Source organism: Caproicibacterium sp. BJN0003 (assembly GCF_026314295.1).
Classification (GTDB): domain Bacteria; phylum Bacillota; class Clostridia; order Oscillospirales; family Acutalibacteraceae; genus Caproicibacterium.
The window spans coordinates 1,492,184-1,510,333 of the sequence record NZ_CP111108.1 but is presented as its reverse complement, the minus strand read 5'-3'; the positions used below and the strand labels follow the sequence as shown (position 1 = coordinate 1,510,333).

Here is an 18,150-nt window from a genome sequence, read left to right as displayed (position 1 = left end):
GAATGATTTATATTTTGTCTCCAATTTTGTATGCTGTGTTTGACCTAATCGTTGTTAAATGTACCTTAGGAGAAGTTTTGGTCTTTTGGCTGCCAATGTATTTGCTGAATCACTATACGCTTAATTGTTTATCTGGAAATATTCGAAACACCCGTATTACAAATATTTATGAAACGGCTTTGGTACCGGCTCTCTTTTTACCGGTTTTAAAAGAATCTCTTGGAATTTCGCAGAAGAAATTTGAAGTGACGAAAAAGGACAGTAAAGAAAAACTGAAATCCAGCGATTTTGGGTATTCTTTTAAAACATCGATTACCTTGCTTGTCCTTTTGGCTTTAGATGGGATTGGATGGGTACGATGCCTCCATCTTCTTCTTACCTTGGCCATGCCGTCATATCTTTTGATTCTGTTTTGGCTTTCAGTGAATTTGTATTATTTATTGATGTCTGTCTTTTTTATTTACGGAAGACGGAAACATCGTGAATTTGAACGATTCCAGGCAAATATTGGCTGTTTGGTGGCGTATGACAACAAGCTGCTCCGAACCCATACTTACGATATTTCAGAGAACGGAATTTCTCTTGTCTTCGATTTCCCCGAATACATTCCACCGGAGGAAGAAATAACAATTCGGCTTGCCACTGATCGGAACGAAACAGAGTGGAGCGGAAAAGTAGCCAATGTTATGCAGATCGGTTCAAAATGGAAATATGGAATTTCTATGCAAAAAATTACGGAACCAAATAAAAGGCAAATGATGCAAATTGTTTATGATCGGGATCCGACGCTTCCAAGAACGATGGAGAACGGCCTAAGTACAATGGATGACCTTGCTTTGAATATTGAGTACCGCAAAAAGTCGAAGAAGAATTTCACAAGCAAAAAACTTCCTTTTGTGGAACTTGATCATACGGTTACCACGAAAGATGGACGAAAACTTGTGCTGGCGACTTTTGATTATGAGTCGTTGGTTCTTTGGAATCCCTCTAAAGAGGTGGCTTTACAGAAGCTTTCTTTTTCGGAAGAAGGAGTCGTTTTTGAGTGCAGCTTGCAGGAGGAAATTTCGAAACATGAAGCTTCTTATCGAGTGGACAATCTTGCAGAGCTAATGAGCAGCGCTGCTTTTCGAACACTTTTAAGTACATGGATTACAGACTGCCGTCAAGATAGAGCTCAGGAGAAAAATTACAGAAAGCAAATTGACACTACACTAAATCGTTATGAAGTCTTTGATGAACTGCAATACTTAAACTAAAAATTTTCAAGGTGGATTATGGGGTGCTTTGTGAAGCAGAATGGATTTATAAAAACAAAATATAGGAAAAGTTTGTTTTGGGCGATCGGACTTTCGATCTGCTTGTTGCTGTCATTTCTTACAATCCCCGTATCAGCTGCTTCAAAGGATAGCAATGCAGTGCAGATTGTGCCGGAACAGATAAAGTCTTGGAATGACGGTGCAGATGTTACGGTCGATACGACAGGAGAAGAGGAGTCAACAAAGACTACGGTTACAGCAGACAGCACCAATCTTAAAAAGGGATACTATTCGTCTTATCTTTATGATGATACGAGGCGAAATGTTTCGGCGTATGATGGGATTCGATTTCATGTAGAAAACAATCAAGATACTGAATTAAAAATGAATCTCACCCTGACGATCAGCAAGACTGTCAGCGTGTCTTTACTCGATCAGTCTTTTGCAATTTTGCAGCCGGATGATAAAACAGAAACAGCAAGCATCCTTTACCCGGAGAATGGAACATTGATGGTTCCAGGAGATTTTAGTGGGACGCTGTATGCTCCTTTTTCACAGTTGCTTACCGAAGATGGCCGGCGGGTTTCGCTTACACAGATCCAATCGTGGGGCGTTACCGCAGTTGAATCTGAGTATCAGATTATTTCTTATACGATCGGAAAAATTGAGTTTTTAAAGAATAGTGAGGCTGCAATGAGAGGGCAGTATTATTTTATTACGCCTTCTGGAGATACGCAGATAACAGTTCCGCATACGGGCAGTCTTATAAAAAATTATCAGGCATCTGTGACTGATTTGAATATGAAGCCGCAGGATCAGACTCCAGAGTTTTTTTTATCCGGCACAGATACAGGGATTACGATCACAAAAGAAGGGCAATTAGAAATCAGTAGTGACTGTACTGCATCCGAAGTTACCATTTATGCAAAAACAGAGCAAAGTTTAAATGCTGGGAAGCTGCAAGTTCAACTGGTCCATGAGAATTCACAGGATTCCGGAGTCCTCGTTCCGGATCCATCCGAAGTCGGTACTATTTTACCTCCTCTTTATCAATGGCTTGGCCATTCATTCACCTGGATTCAGGGAGGAATTTTAACTGCCTTTCTTTTATTGGCAGCGTTGATTTCACATTGGTTTGAAATTTCCAATCGTAATTATTATTCGATAAGAGAAGAATATGAAAGAAACTTTCATCGGAATAAAAAGGAGGAGAAATTGTGAGTTTTTCTAGCTTATCCTTTTTATTTTATTTCCTCCCGGCGTCATTACTGTTATATTATTTGTTTTCCTTTTCCATCACGTTCAAAAATATTATTTTGCTGGTCTGCAGTTTAGCGTTTTATGCCTTTGGCGAACCAAAAAATATTGGAATTTTAATTCTTTCCATTTTAATTAATTATGTTTTCGGACTTTTGATTGACTCTGCAAAAAAATCCAAAGGACGTAAAATCTTTTTCTTAACTTTATCTATTCTCTTTAATTTAGGATTGCTTTTTGTCTTTAAATATCTTTCGTCCGCCGTTCAGACAATCAATTATTTTATGACTTCACCAATTGATGTAGCACAATTTACTTTTGCATTGCCTGTTGGAATTTCGTTTTTTACCTTTCAAGCGATTTCTTATGGAATTGATGTTTATAGAGGAAGTGTTGGGGTTCAAAAGAATCCGCTGAATTTTGCACTGTATCTTTCTTTTTTTCCGAAGTTAACGCAGGGACCAATTACCAAATATACGGATTTTGAGCCTCAGATTTATGGTCGCAAAGAAACCATACAAAAGTTTTCTTCCGGTGTTTGTTTCTTTTTAGTGGGGCTCGGGAAAAAGGTCCTTTTGGCCAATAATATGGCAATCGTGGCAGATCGGATTTTTTCTCTGCAACAGATGGAAACTTTGCCGGTTGGATTGGCATGGATGGGGGCAATTGCATATACCTTCCAAATCTATTTTGATTTTTCGGGGTATTCCGATATGGCCATTGGACTTGGACTGATGTTCGGTTTTCAGTTGCCGCGAAATTTTTGGTATCCTTACATTTCTAAATCTATCGGCGAGTTCTGGAGAAGATGGCATATTACATTGGGCGCATGGTTTCGCGATTATCTTTATATTCCGCTTGGGGGATCACGGATGCGCAATCAGGACAAGGTGATTCGAAATCTTGTAGTGGTATGGATTGCAACAGGAATCTGGCATGGCGCAAACTGGACTTTTTTGGCGTGGGGAATTCTGAACTTTGTCTGTATTGCATGGGAAAGAGTTTTCCATTTCGAAAAGATGAAGGTTCCAAATGCTGTTCGCCATATTTATGCGCTTTTAGTCATTGTGTTAGGGTGGGTGTTGTTCCGCTCAGATTCCCTTCCGAAAGCAGTGAATTATATTCAGAGCATGTTTAACTTTGTCCAAAATGGTTTTTGGAATGATTATGCTTCTATGTTCCTAAAAGAATTTTGGGTGTTTTTTGTTCTTTGTACAGCCTTTTCTATGCCTGTTGTCGGAATTGTCAATCAGTTTTTGGCCAAGGGAATTCTTACCGAACGCCGTATTTCAAAAGAACCTCCCTATGACGAAAAATCCGTCTATATGGAGGCTCCCTTTCATCGGGTTATGGAAATTCTGTACCCGGTTGGAATGATTTTATTGTTCATTGTATGTGTATCTTATCTGGTAAAAGGAAGTTATAATCCCTTTATTTATTTTCAATTTTGAAAGGAGCCGAGGTTAATGAAACATTTTTTTACGAAAAAAACAGTGACAGCGGCCTTGTTCGTGACGCTCCTTTTTGTGATGGCTATTTTAAACATTCAGACAGTGTTTCCTTCTTTGCAAAAAGATGTCAGTGACTACCAAACATCAAGTACTTCTGAAAAACCACAGACCTTTTCAAATTTAGTCACCAATCTTAATAATACTGCTAGTACAGAAGTGTTTGGAAAATATGGATTTATTGAAACTTATGGATATTTGCAAAAGCTGATGGATAAAAAAGAAGTTAATAACTTTGAAGTCGTAAAAGCAGAAGACGGCTCCCTGCATTATACCTATTTTACGACAGGCCCCAATGATGTTCAGACGATTTCAGAGAGAATGGAACGATTAAAAAAGGACGCCGAGTCGGTAGGCAGCCATGTGATGTATGTAATGACGCCTGATAAATATATTGAAGGAGTTACCAAGTTCGAAAAGGGAATTCCCTACAATTACGCGAACGAAACGGCAGACTTGTTTTTGGATGAAATGCGCAGCCACCAGATTGACACATTGGACTTTCGGGAAGTTATGAAAGAAAATGGAACTTATACGCAAGACAGCTTTTATCGGACAGATCATCATTGGAAGGTTCAAACTGCTTTTAATGCGTTTAAAAGTTTTGCAGATGTTGTAGACGAGAAGTATGATTTTGGGTTTCCAAATAAAGCCTATTATACAGATATCAATAATTACAATCAAATTATTTATAAAAATTCATATCTGGGGTCAATGGGACGTAAGGAAGGAATTCTGTATTCTGGAGCGGAAGATTTTGATTTTATTTATCCCAAATTTGATACCAATTATTTCTTTTATGCACAGGGAAGTAATCAGGCAATCACAGCCAACGGGCGTTTTGAGCAATCGGTCTGCTTTACTTCTATGCTTTCGGGCGGAGATATTTATGATGCCGAGTGCGATAAATATTTTACTTATATGGATGGAAATCCGGGCTTTGTGGAAATTACCAATTTTGATCATCCGGATGGGAAAAAAGTTTTGTTTATTAAGGATTCTCTGATGGTACCAGTGGCATCGTTCTTTTCGCTGGGCTGTTCGAAAGTCTATATGATCGATCCGCGCTACTATGGCGGAAATATCCAGGATGTCATTGATCAATATCATTTTGATGACGTTTTTGTCAGCTTTTCTCCGCAGAATTTAACAACGGATTTCTTTACGTTCTATTCGGATGATGGTTTGCAGGCTGCCCATTAAGAACCGCTTCCAACTAATGCGTTCAGCATATTGGTATTCCAAGAGGAAGTGCTCAGGTCATAGATCCCAAATCCGGAAGCAAATTCCCAGTATCCGTAGCTGATTCCCGATTTTTCACATTCCTGAACAACTGCGTTGGTCCAAGCTACCCTCGTTTGTGCAGGCGCTTCACGGCTGATTCCAAACTCCCCCAGGAAGAGAGGAACATTGTGTGCATCGGCCCATTTTTTGGCGGTTTCCAATCGCATTTTCAGATAAGCAGTTACTTCGTTTGTTCCGGTCCATGTGATATCATGGAGGTTCTCAAACCCTGCGTGATAAGGATCCCCTTGAAATGTGACATTATTCGGTTCATAGTAGTGGACGGTTGCAATTAAACGATCATCTTTTGGTAGTTCCAGTGCTGAAAGAGAATCAATGGAATTGTAGTTTGCACCGCCGACGATTAAGTAATGCTTGGTGTCGTTTTTGCGAATCGTTTGAACAATTCTTTGTAAATAGCTGTTCCAAGTTGCACTGTCCAAATTTCCTTGTGGCTCATTAAGCAGCTCAAAAACAAGCGCATTTGGATAATCTTTGTATCGCCGTGAGAGTTGATCCCAAATCGCAATTAAACAATTAATGTTATCGTTAGGTTTGTCCATGATTTCCATAAAGTGATGCAAATCCAGAACCAAAGTTAGATTTTGACTGAGTGCTTCGTTGATATAAGAGTCAATCTTTTTTAAGAAAGATTCATCCAAAAGATAATCCGGACGGCTTTTATCTGCATAGTCGGAAAAACGCACTGGTAGACGTACACATTGAAATCCTGCCTTTTTTATCAGAGAAAAGTAAGACGGGTTCATGGGAACATCCCAACTGACTCCTTTTGGAGCCTCTAGACAATTTCCAATATTAATACATTTTGTTAGTACAGGAGGCTCTGCTTTTTCAGTGGTTTGTGTAGAACATCCAGCAAGAAGAAAGAAGCAGAAGACAGAAGCAAATAAAAATAGTGAGAGCCGTTTCATGGCATGCCCTCCTTATGATTTTATACATTTACCAATTATTATATCCGGAAAATTCCAAAGAAACAATCTTTTAAAGGAGAAATTTGTTTTATGCGTGAAGAAATCATTGCAAAGAATTTAGATTTGGAGAAAATGTCGGAAGATACAGAAAGAGTGCAGGAATTACAGCCCTTAAAACAAGTTTCGATACGGGAACAAATGAAGCTGCCGGAAGGGTTCTACAAAGTGACCCCAGACTGCCGTATTGTCAGTATTTCACAGCCAAAGACAGTACAGAAAAAGTTGGATAAAAATTTGCATTTGGAATCCAATCAAACGGATCAAGCAAAACGTCAGACAGAAAAAAAGGAATACCGGATTCCTTTTAAAAACGATTTATCTCCTGCTCCTCTGCGACAAAATTTTCCGATTGAAACGAGCTCAAAAGAAAGCGCTCTAAACGAGAAAAACATTCCGAGCAAGGAAAGTACCTTAAACAAGAAAAGCATTCTAAATTTGAAACTCAAGAGAGAGTCACAGAAACAAGATGTTTTAGAAAAAAATTCCGTTGTAGTTCCGAATCAGTCAGAAGAGATGACAAAAGAGCTGAATCGCTTACGAAAAGAGCTTGCGCAGAAAATACAAGAGAACCAAAAATTAAAAATAGAACTTGAGTTTAGCCAAAAACTTTTGCTTCAGCTTTATGGAAAAAATCCGGACAACCATTAAAGAGGAGCAGAATGAAAAATGGGATCGATCAGTAGACTGTGACCTGCATTGATGAAGATTGATGAATGGTCTTGTTGATTGGGATAAGGTAAAATAATAGGGCTTGCTGTCCGTTTTTTACAGATAGCAAGCCCTATTAGCACGTAAAAAATAAAAAGTCAAGAGAAATCATTGGATTTCCTTGACAATTCTTTTAACTTGTTATAAAATAATATACTGCATCATCATAGATAAGTGTGCCTATTCGATTACTTATTTATATTATCATGTTCTTTGTAAAAAGGCAAGAGTAATTCGTTGGATTACAAAGAGTGGTGCAAGAGATTTAAAATAAGACGCTTTCGTTTCAAATGCCAGAAAGTGGCAAATACATGAATGGAGTGATTCTGCCAATGGTGAATGTCAAACCGGTTAAGGTAGGAAAAAATGTCCGGATGAGTTTTTCCAAGATTGACGAAGTCTTGGAAATGCCCAACCTGATCGAAATCCAGAAAAATTCTTATCAGTGGTTTCTGGATGAAGGCCTCAAGGAAGTCTTTAAAGATGTTTCGGGCATTACCGACTACACGGGAAATCTGGTTTTGGATTTTATCGACTATCATCTGGATACCGATAAACCAAACTATTCCGTGGAAGAGTGTAAAGAGCGCGATGCCACTTATGCGGCGCCTTTGCATGTGACCGCCAGGCTGCTCAATAAAGAGAGCGGAGAAATCAAGGAATCCGACGTCTTTATGGGCGATTTCCCGCTGATGACAGAGGGCGGCACTTTTGTAATCAATGGTGCTGAACGTGTAATCGTTTCTCAGTTGGTTCGTTCTCCGGGCGTCTACTATAAGATGGAGTACGATAAAACCGGTAAAGAACTTTTTAGTTCTACAGTGATTCCGAATCGTGGCGCATGGTTGGAATATGAAAATGACGCGAATGATGTTTTTTATGTGCGGATCGATAAAAACCGCAAACTTCCGGTAACAATTCTTATCCGGGCGTTGGGCCTCGGAACCGATCAAGAAATTTATGATTATTTCGGTGACGATGATCGGATGCACGCTACAATCGAGAAAGACCCTTGTAAGAACACAGAAGAAGCTCTTTTTGAGATTTATAAAAAGCTTCGTCCGAGTGAGCCGCCAACCATCGAGAGCGCACAGGCTCATTTGAACGGCCTGTTCTTTGATGATCGTCGATATGATCTTTCCCGTGTAGGACGCTATAAATACAATAAAAAATTAAATCTTGCCGGTCGTATTGTCGGCCAGACTTTGAGCCAACCCGTGGTGAATCCTTCTACAGGAGAGCTGATGGCTGAAGCGGGCACTGTTGTCAATATGGAACTTGCCCATGAGATGGATGACGCAGGGGTTTCCTGTGTTTGTGTAACAGTCAACGAGAAGGAAGTCAAAGTCCTTTCTAACGGGATGGTCGATATTCAGAAATTTGTCGATTTTGATGCGAAAGAGGAATGCGGCGTAAATGAACGTGTTCGCTTTACAATTCTCAATGAGATTCTGGAATCCGGCGTAACTGGGGACGATCTCAAAGATGCAATTCGCAGCAGAATTGATGAGTTAATCCCGAAGCATATCATTATTGATGATATTTTTGCAACGATTAATTATATGAACTGCTTGGCGATTGGACTCGGTACCACAGATGATATTGATCATTTGGGCAACCGTCGAATCCGTTCAGTCGGCGAATTGCTGCAGAATCAGTTCCGAATTGGTTTCTCTCGTTTGGAGAGAGTCATTCGTGAACGTATGACTCTGCAGGCACAGGAACTCGAAGTTTTGACTCCGCATTCCCTGATCAATATTCGCCCGGTAACTTCCGCTATCAAGGAGTTCTTTGGATCTTCTCCGCTGTCTCAGTTTATGGACCAGACAAACCCACTGGCAGAACTGACGCATAAACGTCGTCTTTCTGCTTTGGGACCTGGAGGTCTATCCCGTGACCGTGCAGGATTCGAAGTTCGTGATGTTCACTATACGCATTATGGCCGTATGTGCCCAATTGAGACGCCTGAAGGCCCGAACATCGGTCTGATTTCTTATCTGGCAACTTTTGCCCGGATTAATGAATATGGTTTTATCGAAGCTCCTTTCCGGAAAGTCGATAAAAAGACCGGTGTTGTTACGAGAGATGTTGTCTATATGACAGCTGATGTGGAAGATGATTTTATCGTCGCACAGGCAAATGAGCCGCTGGATAAAGATGGACATTTTCTCCATTCAAAGGTCAACGGCCGTTACCGCGATCAGTTTGTAGAAGTGGAAGCTGAAAAAGCGGATTATATGGACGTTTCTCCGCGAATGGTTGTTTCTGTAGCAACAGCGATGATCCCATTCTTGGAGAATGATGATGCCAACCGTGCATTGATGGGCTCCAACATGCAGCGGCAGGCAGTGCCGCTTCTTACAACGGAGTCTCCAATCGTTGGAACCGGTATGGAATATAAAGCCGGTGTTGATAGCGGCGTCTGTGTACTGGCAAAGCATGCAGGCGTTGTTAAGAGTGTCAGCGCGGATAGAGTAGAAGTCATTACCGATGACGGAAAACTTGATTCTTATCATATTATTAAATTTATGCGTTCCAACCAGGGAACTTGCATCAATCAGGTTCCGGTTGTCAATGCAAATGACCGAGTCCAAAAGGGCGATGTTCTGGCGGATGGACCGGCTACTAAAGACGGCGAAATTTCGCTCGGTAAAAATGCTCTGATCGGCTTTATGACATGGGAAGGCTACAACTACGAAGATGCTGTATTGATCAGCGAAAAAGTAGTCCGCGAAGATGTTTACACTTCCATTCATATTGAGGAGCATGAGACCGAGGCACGTGATACAAAGCTTGGGCCGGAAGAAATTACTCGTGATATTCCAAACGTCAATGAGGATCTTTTAAAAGATCTCGACGAAGATGGAATTATCCGTGTAGGTGCCGAGGTACGTGCGGGTGATATCCTGGTCGGAAAGGTAACACCGAAAGGTGAAACTGAGCTGACCGCAGAAGAGCGTTTGCTGCGTGCAATCTTTGGCGAGAAAGCAAGAGAAGTCAGAGATACTTCTCTGCGTGTACCGCATGGCGAATATGGAATTGTTGTAGATGTAAAAGTCTTTACTCGTGAAAACAGCCACGACGAATTAAGCCCGGGAGTCAATAAAGTAGTTCGCTGCTATATTGCTCAAAAACGTAAGATCAGCGTAGGCGATAAAATGGCGGGCCGTCATGGTAATAAAGGCGTTGTTTCTAGAATTTTACCGGTAGAAGATATGCCGTATCTGCCGGACGGCACACCGCTGGATATTGTTTTGAATCCTCTGGGCGTTCCTTCCCGTATGAATATCGGACAGGTCTTGGAGGTCCATTTAGGAATGGCGGCAAAGGCTCTTGGATGGAAGATCATGACGCCTGTTTTTGATGGCGCACATGAAGAGGATATCCGAGAGTGCTTCCGTGAAGCAGGAATGAGCGAAGACGGCAAGATCATGCTTCGTGATGGCCGTACAGGAGAACATTTTGATAATCCGGTCACTGTCGGAATCATGTATTACCTCAAGCTGCATCATCTGGTCGATGATAAGATTCATGCACGTTCCACCGGCCCATATTCACTGGTTACGCAGCAGCCTCTGGGCGGCAAAGCACAGTTTGGCGGTCAGCGTTTCGGCGAGATGGAAGTTTGGGCATTGGAAGCATATGGAGCCGCTTATACTCTGCAGGAAATCTTGACTGTAAAATCCGATGATGTGGTCGGTCGTGTTAAAACTTATGAAGCAATCGTAAAGGGTCAGAATATCCCGAAACCGGGCATTCCGGAATCCTTTAAGGTGCTGATTAAAGAGCTGCAGAGCCTTGGCCTTGATGTCAAGCTGCTTGACCATAATCAGGAGGAAGTCGATCTCAAGAGCTTTGAGGACGACGATGACGATGTTAGTTTCTCTGCTGCGGAAAAGAGCTTTGATGAACCGAATGTTGCCGATGACCTGGATGGTTACTCGGTAGATGACGCAGAAGATGTCTTGTTTGACGGCAAGTCGGATGAAAACGAAGACAGCGATGACTTTGAAAAGGACGATGACTTCGAAGACGACACAATGGATGACGACGAGTTTGACGGCAATGCCGACAAGACGGACGACAAAGAATGAAGGGGGTAACCGTAGCGTATGGAATGTGAATTTGAATCGATTAAAATTGGTCTGGCTTCTCCCGAAAAAATCCGTGAATGGTCGCATGGTGAAGTCAAAAAGCCTGAGACGATCAACTATCGTACTTTAAAGCCGGAACGCGACGGCCTGTTTTGCGAGCGTATTTTTGGGCCGCAGAAGGACTGGGAATGCCATTGCGGAAAATATAAACGGATTCGTTATAAGGGCAAGATTTGTGACCGCTGTGGTGTTGAAGTTACCAGAGCAAAGGTTCGCCGTGAACGGATGGGCCATATTGAATTGGCGGCTCCTGTATCACATATTTGGTATTTTAAAGGAATTCCTTCCCGTATGGGACTGGTTTTGGATATTTCTCCCCGTATGTTGGAGAAAGTGCTTTATTTTGCAATGTATATCGTAACAGATCCGGGCAATGTCCGTGAACTGCAGAAAAAACAACTTCTGACAGAAAAAGAATACCGGGATCTGCGCGAAAAATATGAAGATGATTTTGATGCCGGTATGGGTGCTGAAGCGATCAAAAAACTTTTGGAAGAAGTCGATTTGGAATCAACTTCTCAGGAATTAAAGGATGAGCTTGCAAATGCTTCCGGCCAAAAACGGATTCGGATTCTGAAACGTCTGGAAGTCATTGAGGCATTTCGTCTTTCCGGTAACCGCCCCGAATGGATGATCTTGGATGCGGTTCCGGTTATCCCACCGGATATCCGCCCAATGGTTCAGCTGGACGGCGGACGGTTTGCAACCTCTGATCTGAATGATCTGTATCGCCGTGTCATTAACCGAAACAATCGCTTAAAGCGTTTGTTGGAACTCTCTGCACCGGATATTATCGTACGCAACGAAAAGCGTATGTTGCAGGAAGCGGTCGATGCTTTGATCGATAACGGTCGCCGCGGCCGTCCGGTCACAGGCCCTAACAACCGCCCGTTAAAATCTCTCTCTGATATGCTGAAAGGCAAACAGGGACGTTTCCGCCAGAACTTGCTTGGCAAACGTGTTGACTATTCCGGCCGTTCCGTTATCGTGGTTGGTCCTGAACTCAAAATGTATCAGTGCGGACTGCCTAAGGAAATGGCATTGGAACTCTTTAAGCCTTTTGTAATGAAGCGCTTGGTGGAAACCGGTGCTGCCGGAAATATTAAAGCTGCCCGTAAAGCAGTAGAACGCGCAAAGCCGGAAGTTTGGGATGCGCTGGAGATTGTTATTAAGAATCATCCCGTCCTTTTGAACCGTGCACCTACGTTGCATCGTTTAGGTATTCAGGCTTTTGAACCGGTCTTGGTAGAAGGCCGTGCGATGAAACTTCATCCGCTGGCATGTACGGCTTATAACGCCGACTTCGATGGCGACCAGATGGCAGTCCATCTTCCGCTTTCCAGTGAGGCACAGGCAGAAGCACGTTTCCTGATGCTGGCAGCCGGCAACCTTTTGAAGCCTTCTGACGGACGTCCGGTTACCGTGCCGACGCAGGATATGGTGTTGGGTTCCTATTGGCTGACCTTGGACCGTGACGGCGAAAAGGGCGAAGGCAAAATCTTTAAAGATATCGATGAAGCAATTATGGCTTATGACAATAAAGTCATTGACCTTCATGCACAGATTAAAGTTCGCCGCTCTGTTGTTTATCATGAAGAGACCATTACGGGATTGGTGGATACAACGGTCGGCAAGATTATCTTTAATCGTCCGATTCCGCAGGATTTGGGCTTTATCGATCGTACAAAGCGCGAGAATGCTTTGAAATTTGAAATTGATTTTCTGGTTGGCAAGAAGCAGCTTGGAAATATTATCGAGCGCTGCATTAGAATCCATGGAACTGCTGATACCAGTGAGGTTTTGGATTCCATTAAATCACAGGGATATAAATATTCGGCACTGTCTGGAATTACAGTTGCTGTTTGTGATGCAACAATTCCTCCGCAGAAGAAAGAGATTATCGCCGGAGCGGAAGATAAGATCGATCTTGTTTCTGATCAGTATAAAGAAGGTATGCTCTCGAACGAAGAACGCCATGCAGCTGTTCTGAAAATCTGGGGGCAGGCAACCGAAGATGTTTCGAATGCTTTGCAGAAAAACTTGGATCGCTACAATCCAATCTTTATGATGGCGGACTCCGGCGCGCGTGGTTCTATGAGCCAGATTCGTCAGCTCGCCGGTATGCGTGGATTGATTGCAAATACGTCCGGTGAAACAATTGAAATTCCAATTCGTGCGAACTATCGTGAAGGTTTGAATATCTTGGAATACTTCATTTCTTCCCGTGGTGCTCGAAAAGGTTTGGCTGATACCGCTCTGCGTACCGCTGACTCTGGCTACCTTACCCGTCGTTTGGTTGATGTTTCGCAGGATGTCATTATTTATGAAGATGACTGCGGCGCAACCGATGGCCTTGAAGTTTACGACATTAAAGAGGGCAAAGAAGTTATTGAGCCTCTGAGTGAGCGTCTCTTGGGACGCTATCTGGTAGAAGACTTTGTAGATGAAAAGACCGGAGAAGTCCTTGTTTCCAAAGACAAGATGATGACTGTCGACGACGCGGAACTGATTGTATCCCGTGGTGTCAAGAGAATTAAGATTCGTTCTGTTTTGGGCTGCTGCGCAAAGCATGGCGTTTGCAAGAAGTGCTATGGTATGAACCTGGCAACAGGATCTGAAGTGACAGTTGGTGAAGCAGTTGGTATTGTTGCGGCACAGTCTATCGGCGAACCTGGCACACAGTTGACCATGCGTACCTTCCATACCGGCGGTGTTGCCAGTGCAGAAGATATTACACAAGGCCTTCCGCGTGTTGAGGAACTGTTCGAAGGACGTCGGCCAAAGCATTTGGCAATTATTGCTGAAATTGGTGGCAAGATTACTTTTGAAGATATCAAGAAGAACCGCCATGTGGTGGTCACAAATGATAAGGGCGAATCCCGCAGCTATCTGATTCCGTTTGGTTCCAGAATCATCGTTAATGAGGGAGACCAAATCACTGCGGGCACACGCCTGACAGAAGGTTCTGTCAATCCGCATGATGTTTTGGCAATCAGCGGTACACAGGCAGTGCAGGATTATCTGATTGAAGAAGTTCAGCGTGTTTACCGGATGCAGGGCGTTGATATTAACGATAAGCATATTGAGGTAATTGTTCGTCAGATGATGAAGAAAGTTCGTGTCGAAGACTCTGGAGACACCACTCTGCTGCCCGGATCCGTTGTGGAAAAGAGCAACTTTAAAGAGGCCAACGCGGAGGTCCGTGATCGAATTGCAACTGGGGAAGAAGGGCTCAAAGAGGCTACCTGTAGCCCAGTATTACTCGGTATCACAAAGGCATCTCTTGCTACGGAATCCTTCCTTTCAGCTGCTTCTTTCCAGGAGACCACTCGAGTTTTGACCGATGCTGCAATCAAGGGCAAGGTCGATCATTTGACAGGTCTTAAGGAGAACGTTATCATTGGTAAACTGATCCCTGCCGGTACCGGCATGAAGTGCTATCGGGATGTCCAAGTTCAACATGAAGATCAGAGCTTGACAAGCCATGCAATTTAGCTGTATAATATTTACTCGTGGTGATTTTTAGCATTTTTTAGAATAGAATTGGATGATTTTACAAATAATTAGCAAAAGAGAATGCTTTTTTTATCACCGACACTGATTTTTATCCCACCTCAGGAAAATTTTCCGGGTGGGTTTCAGTGTGTTTAGATGCTGTTATCCGGCTTTTGCCGGTTAGCATATAATTATTTTTTTGAGAGGAGGTGTATTAATGCCTACTTTTAACCAACTGGTTCATACCGGACGTGCGGTCGTTGAAAAAAAGGCCAAAGCGCCGGCTCTGCTCAAGGGATGGAACTCTAAGAAGCGCGTTGCGATCGATCAGAATTCTCCCCAAAAACGTGGTGTCTGCACCGCTGTGAAGACCTCTACCCCGAAAAAGCCGAACTCTGCACTTCGTAAAATTGCTCGTGTTCGTCTTTCTAACGGCTTGGAAGTGACCTCTTATATTCCTGGTGTTGGTCATAACCTGCAGGAGCACAGTGTTGTCATGATCCGTGGCGGTCGTGTTAAGGATCTGCCTGGTGTACGTTATCATATCATCCGCGGTACTTTGGATGCTCAGGGTGTGGAAAAGCGTATGCAGGCCCGTTCTAAATACGGTGCAAAACGCCCGAAGGCCGGAGCTGCTAAGAAGAAATAATTCTTGCAGAAGTCTGTGCTTTCAAAATAACAAGAACCTTAGGCTGCAAAGTATCCTTTTTAAGGTTGCTACTACGGCGTTTTTATAGACGTCTCTTGCTGGCCGAACGGAAATTGTTTTTCGAGTACCTATGATATCATTTTTGTGAAGGAGGGAAGTAAAGTGCCAAGAAGAGGTAATATCGCAAAACGTGATGTTTTGCCCGATCCGCTTTATAATTCCAAGTTAGTCACCCGCCTTGTTAACAACATCATGATCGACGGTAAGAAGGGCGTAGCCCAGAAGATCGTTTATGGTGCGTTTGAGATTATTCAAGACAAAACGGGTAAAGAGCCCCTCGAAGTTTTTGAGGCGGCTATGGAGAATGTAATGCCTTCGTTAGAGGTTAAGGCCCGTCGTGTAGGCGGCGCTACCTATCAGGTCCCAATGGAGGTTCGCCCCGAGCGTCGTCAGACTTTGGGTCTGCGCTGGATTACAACGTATTCCCGTCAGCGTTCTGAGCGGACGATGAGAGAACGGCTTGCCGGAGAAATCCTCGATGCTGTAAACGGTGCAGGCGGCGCGGCTAAGAAGCGCGATGATACGCACAAGATGGCCGAAGCAAACAGAGCATTCGCACATTACAGATGGTAATGGTAGAAGCACTCTGTTTCTGTTGATCGTAGAAGTAAGGAGGAAACTATGCCCAGGCAGGTATCACTTGAAAAAACTCGTAATATCGGCATCATGGCTCATATTGATGCTGGTAAAACAACCACGACCGAACGTATCCTGTATTACACGGGCGTGAATCATAAGATTGGTGAGGTGCACGATGGTGCAGCCACCATGGACTGGATGGTTCAGGAGCAGGAGAGAGGCATTACTATCACTTCTGCCGCAACAACTTGTTTCTGGACGAACAGCAAGTATTTTGGTGATCCGGATAAGAACCGTGATTACCGAATCAATATTATTGATACTCCCGGCCACGTTGACTTTACAGTTGAAGTTGAACGTTCCCTGCGTGTATTGGACGGTTCTGTAACCGTTTTCTGCGCAAAGGGCGGCGTTGAGCCTCAGTCTGAAACAGTTTGGCGTCAGGCTGAAGAGTATCATGTTCCCCGCATGGCATATGTCAATAAAATGGACATCATGGGTGCCAATTTCTACAATGTAATTGACATGATGAAGAGCCGTTTAAAGTGCAATGCTGTGCCGATCCAGCTGCCGATTGGCAGTGAGGACAGCTTCCGCGGAATTATCGATCTGATCGATATGACTGCCGATGTCTATTATGATGATATGGGCAAGGATATGCGTGTGGAAGAAATTCCGGACGACATGAAGGAAAAAGCACAGGAATACCATACAGCACTGATCGAGCATGTTGCTGAACAAGATGATGCACTGATGGAAAAATATCTGGATGGCGAAGAGCTTACCCGTGATGAAATCATGGCAACCATTCGTAAAGCAACCATTGCAAATAAGTTTGTTCCGGTTACCTGTGGTACTTCTTATCGGAATAAGGGCGTGCAGAAGCTGCTGGATGCAATCGTTGCGTTTATGCCTGCTCCGACCGATATTCCGGCTATCCGCGGTACAAACCCTGAAACTGGTGAGGAAGAGGATCGTCATTCTTCTGATGATGAGCCGTTCTCCGCACTGGCATTTAAGATTGCAACGGATCCTTTCGTCGGAAAGCTTTGCTTTATCCGTGTTTATTCCGGTGTGTTGACAACTGGTTCTACCGTTTATAATTCCACAAAGGATTGTGATGAGAGAATCGGCCGTATTTTGCAGATGCATGCAAATCATCGTCAGGACCTCGATGAGGTTTATGCTGGTGATATTGCGGCGGCAATCGGCGTAAAGAATACGACTACCGGTGATACACTCTGCGATGAGAAGCATCCGGTCGTTCTGGAATCCATGGAATTCCCGGAGCCTGTTATCCGTGTCGCAATTGAGCCGAAGACCAAAGCTGGTCAGGAAAAGATGGGAATTGCTCTTGCCAAACTGGCAGAAGAAGATCCTACTTTTAAGGCTTATACCGATGAAGAAACCGGCCAGACCATTATTGCAGGAATGGGCGAACTTCATTTGGAGATTATTGTTGACCGTTTGCTGCGTGAATTTCACGTGGAAGCAAATATCGGCAAACCGCAGGTTGCTTATAAGGAAACAATCCGTAAGCATGCAGATGTAGAATGCAAATACGTCCGTCAGTCCGGTGGTAAAGGCCAGTATGGTCATGTTAAGATCAGAGTCGATCCGAACCCGGAAAAGGGTTATGAATTTGTCAATGCAACTGTTGGCGGTTCTATCCCCAAGGAATATATTCCGGCTGTTGACCAAGGTATCCAAGGCGCTATGCAGGCAGGTGTTCTTGCCGGCTATACTGTAGTGGATGTCAAGGTTGAGCTGTATGATGGTTCTTATCATGAGGTCGACTCCTCTGAAATGGCATTTAAGATCGCCGGTTCTATGGCGTTTAAGGATGCAATGAAGAAGGCTGATCCGGTCATCCTGGAACCGATTATGAAAGTAACCGTTACTGTTCCGGAAGAGTATATGGGCGACGTGATCGGCGACCTGAACTCTCGCCGCGGTATGATTGGCGGTATGGATGCTATGGGCGGCGCTGAGCAGATTCATTCGATGGTTCCATTGTCTGAAATGTTCGGATATGCAACAGATATGCGTTCCAAGACACAAGGCCGTGGCCAGTTCGTTATGGAGCCGGATCATTATGCAGAAGTTCCGAAGAATATTTCTGAAAAGATTATCAGCGAGCGTACAAAGAGCAACTGATTTTCTTTCATGCACAGAAGTACGGAAAACACTTGATTTTTTCCGGAACTC

11 protein-coding genes are annotated in these 18,150 nt (G+C 43.4%); 10 read left to right on the top strand and 1 reads right to left on the bottom strand.

Translation table 11 applies throughout. The annotated features are described in order from the left end of the window. The first annotated feature begins 2 nt into the window (after positions 1 to 2). Genes OP489_RS07455 through OP489_RS07440 form a run of 4 tightly spaced genes read left to right on the top strand, consistent with a single transcriptional unit; the run spans position 3 to position 5,224 of the window. Positions 3 to 1,256: a PilZ domain-containing protein gene (locus OP489_RS07455; RefSeq protein ID WP_266161312.1), complete on the top strand. Its 1,254-nt coding sequence runs from the start codon at positions 3 to 5 to the stop codon at positions 1,254 to 1,256. 30 nt (positions 1,257 to 1,286) lie between these two features. Further along, positions 1,287 to 2,477 (top strand): hypothetical protein, encoded by a 1,191-nt coding sequence (locus OP489_RS07450; RefSeq protein WP_266161311.1) that lies wholly within the window; start codon positions 1,287 to 1,289, stop codon positions 2,475 to 2,477. After that, positions 2,474 to 3,964, top strand: coding sequence for an MBOAT family O-acyltransferase (locus OP489_RS07445; RefSeq protein WP_266161309.1), 1,491 nt, complete (start codon positions 2,474 to 2,476; stop codon positions 3,962 to 3,964). Before OP489_RS07450 ends, OP489_RS07445 begins: the two co-directional genes overlap by 4 nt. A gap of 15 nt (positions 3,965 to 3,979) precedes the next feature. After that, on the top strand, positions 3,980 to 5,224 hold the full coding sequence (locus OP489_RS07440) for an alginate O-acetyltransferase AlgX-related protein (RefSeq protein ID WP_266161308.1): 1,245 nt from the start codon (positions 3,980 to 3,982) through the stop codon (positions 5,222 to 5,224). Here the strand turns inward: OP489_RS07440 and OP489_RS07435 are convergent. Then, positions 5,221 to 6,237 (bottom strand): glycoside hydrolase family 5 protein, encoded by a 1,017-nt coding sequence (locus OP489_RS07435; RefSeq protein WP_266161307.1) that lies wholly within the window; start codon positions 6,235 to 6,237, stop codon positions 5,221 to 5,223. The two genes, OP489_RS07440 and OP489_RS07435, sit on opposite strands and share 4 nt — an antisense overlap. 90 nt (positions 6,238 to 6,327) lie before the next feature. Between OP489_RS07435 and OP489_RS07430 the strand changes: the two genes are divergently transcribed. From OP489_RS07430 to fusA, 6 genes are all read left to right on the top strand, one after another. Beyond that, a complete protein-coding gene (locus OP489_RS07430) occupies positions 6,328 to 6,945 on the top strand; it encodes a hypothetical protein (RefSeq protein WP_266161306.1) in 618 nt (205 codons plus the stop codon). A gap of 392 nt (positions 6,946 to 7,337) precedes the next feature. Next, positions 7,338 to 11,099, top strand: coding sequence for a DNA-directed RNA polymerase subunit beta (gene rpoB / locus OP489_RS07425; protein ID WP_266163499.1), 3,762 nt, complete (start codon positions 7,338 to 7,340; stop codon positions 11,097 to 11,099). An 18-nt stretch (positions 11,100 to 11,117) separates the two neighbouring features. Beyond that, positions 11,118 to 14,654, top strand: coding sequence for a DNA-directed RNA polymerase subunit beta' (gene rpoC / locus OP489_RS07420; RefSeq protein ID WP_266161305.1), 3,537 nt, complete (start codon positions 11,118 to 11,120; stop codon positions 14,652 to 14,654). Positions 14,655 to 14,871: 217 nt separating this feature from the next. Next, positions 14,872 to 15,303 carry a 30S ribosomal protein S12 gene (rpsL, locus tag OP489_RS07415; RefSeq protein WP_266161304.1) on the top strand — a complete coding sequence of 144 codons (432 nt, stop codon included), beginning with the start codon at positions 14,872 to 14,874 and terminating at the stop codon, positions 15,301 to 15,303. 162 nt (positions 15,304 to 15,465) lie between these two features. Beyond that, positions 15,466 to 15,936 (top strand): 30S ribosomal protein S7, encoded by a 471-nt coding sequence (gene rpsG, locus OP489_RS07410; RefSeq protein WP_180340414.1) that lies wholly within the window; start codon positions 15,466 to 15,468, stop codon positions 15,934 to 15,936. A 48-nt stretch (positions 15,937 to 15,984) separates the two neighbouring features. Continuing rightward, the gene (gene fusA, locus OP489_RS07405) at positions 15,985 to 18,099 is read left to right on the top strand and encodes an elongation factor G (protein WP_266161302.1); all 2,115 of its coding nucleotides are present in this window, start codon (positions 15,985 to 15,987) and stop codon (positions 18,097 to 18,099) included. The last annotated feature ends 51 nt before the right edge of the window (positions 18,100 to 18,150 follow it).

What these genes read in the sequence shown, in the direction of transcription:
- OP489_RS07455 (WP_266161312.1), top strand. Translation starts at nt 3, where the DNA reads ATGATTTATATTTTGTCTCCAATTTTGTATGCTGTGTTTGACCTAATC.
- OP489_RS07440 (WP_266161308.1), top strand. Translation starts at nt 3,980, where the DNA reads ATGAAACATTTTTTTACGAAAAAAACAGTGACAGCGGCCTTGTTCGTG.
- OP489_RS07435 (WP_266161307.1), bottom strand. Translation starts at nt 6,237, where the DNA reads ATGAAACGGCTCTCACTATTTTTATTTGCTTCTGTCTTCTGCTTCTTT.
- OP489_RS07430 (WP_266161306.1), top strand. Translation starts at nt 6,328, where the DNA reads ATGCGTGAAGAAATCATTGCAAAGAATTTAGATTTGGAGAAAATGTCG.
- rpoB (WP_266163499.1), top strand. Translation starts at nt 7,338, where the DNA reads ATGGTGAATGTCAAACCGGTTAAGGTAGGAAAAAATGTCCGGATGAGT.
- rpoC (WP_266161305.1), top strand. Translation starts at nt 11,118, where the DNA reads ATGGAATGTGAATTTGAATCGATTAAAATTGGTCTGGCTTCTCCCGAA.
- rpsL (WP_266161304.1), top strand. Translation starts at nt 14,872, where the DNA reads ATGCCTACTTTTAACCAACTGGTTCATACCGGACGTGCGGTCGTTGAA.
- fusA (WP_266161302.1), top strand. Translation starts at nt 15,985, where the DNA reads ATGCCCAGGCAGGTATCACTTGAAAAAACTCGTAATATCGGCATCATG.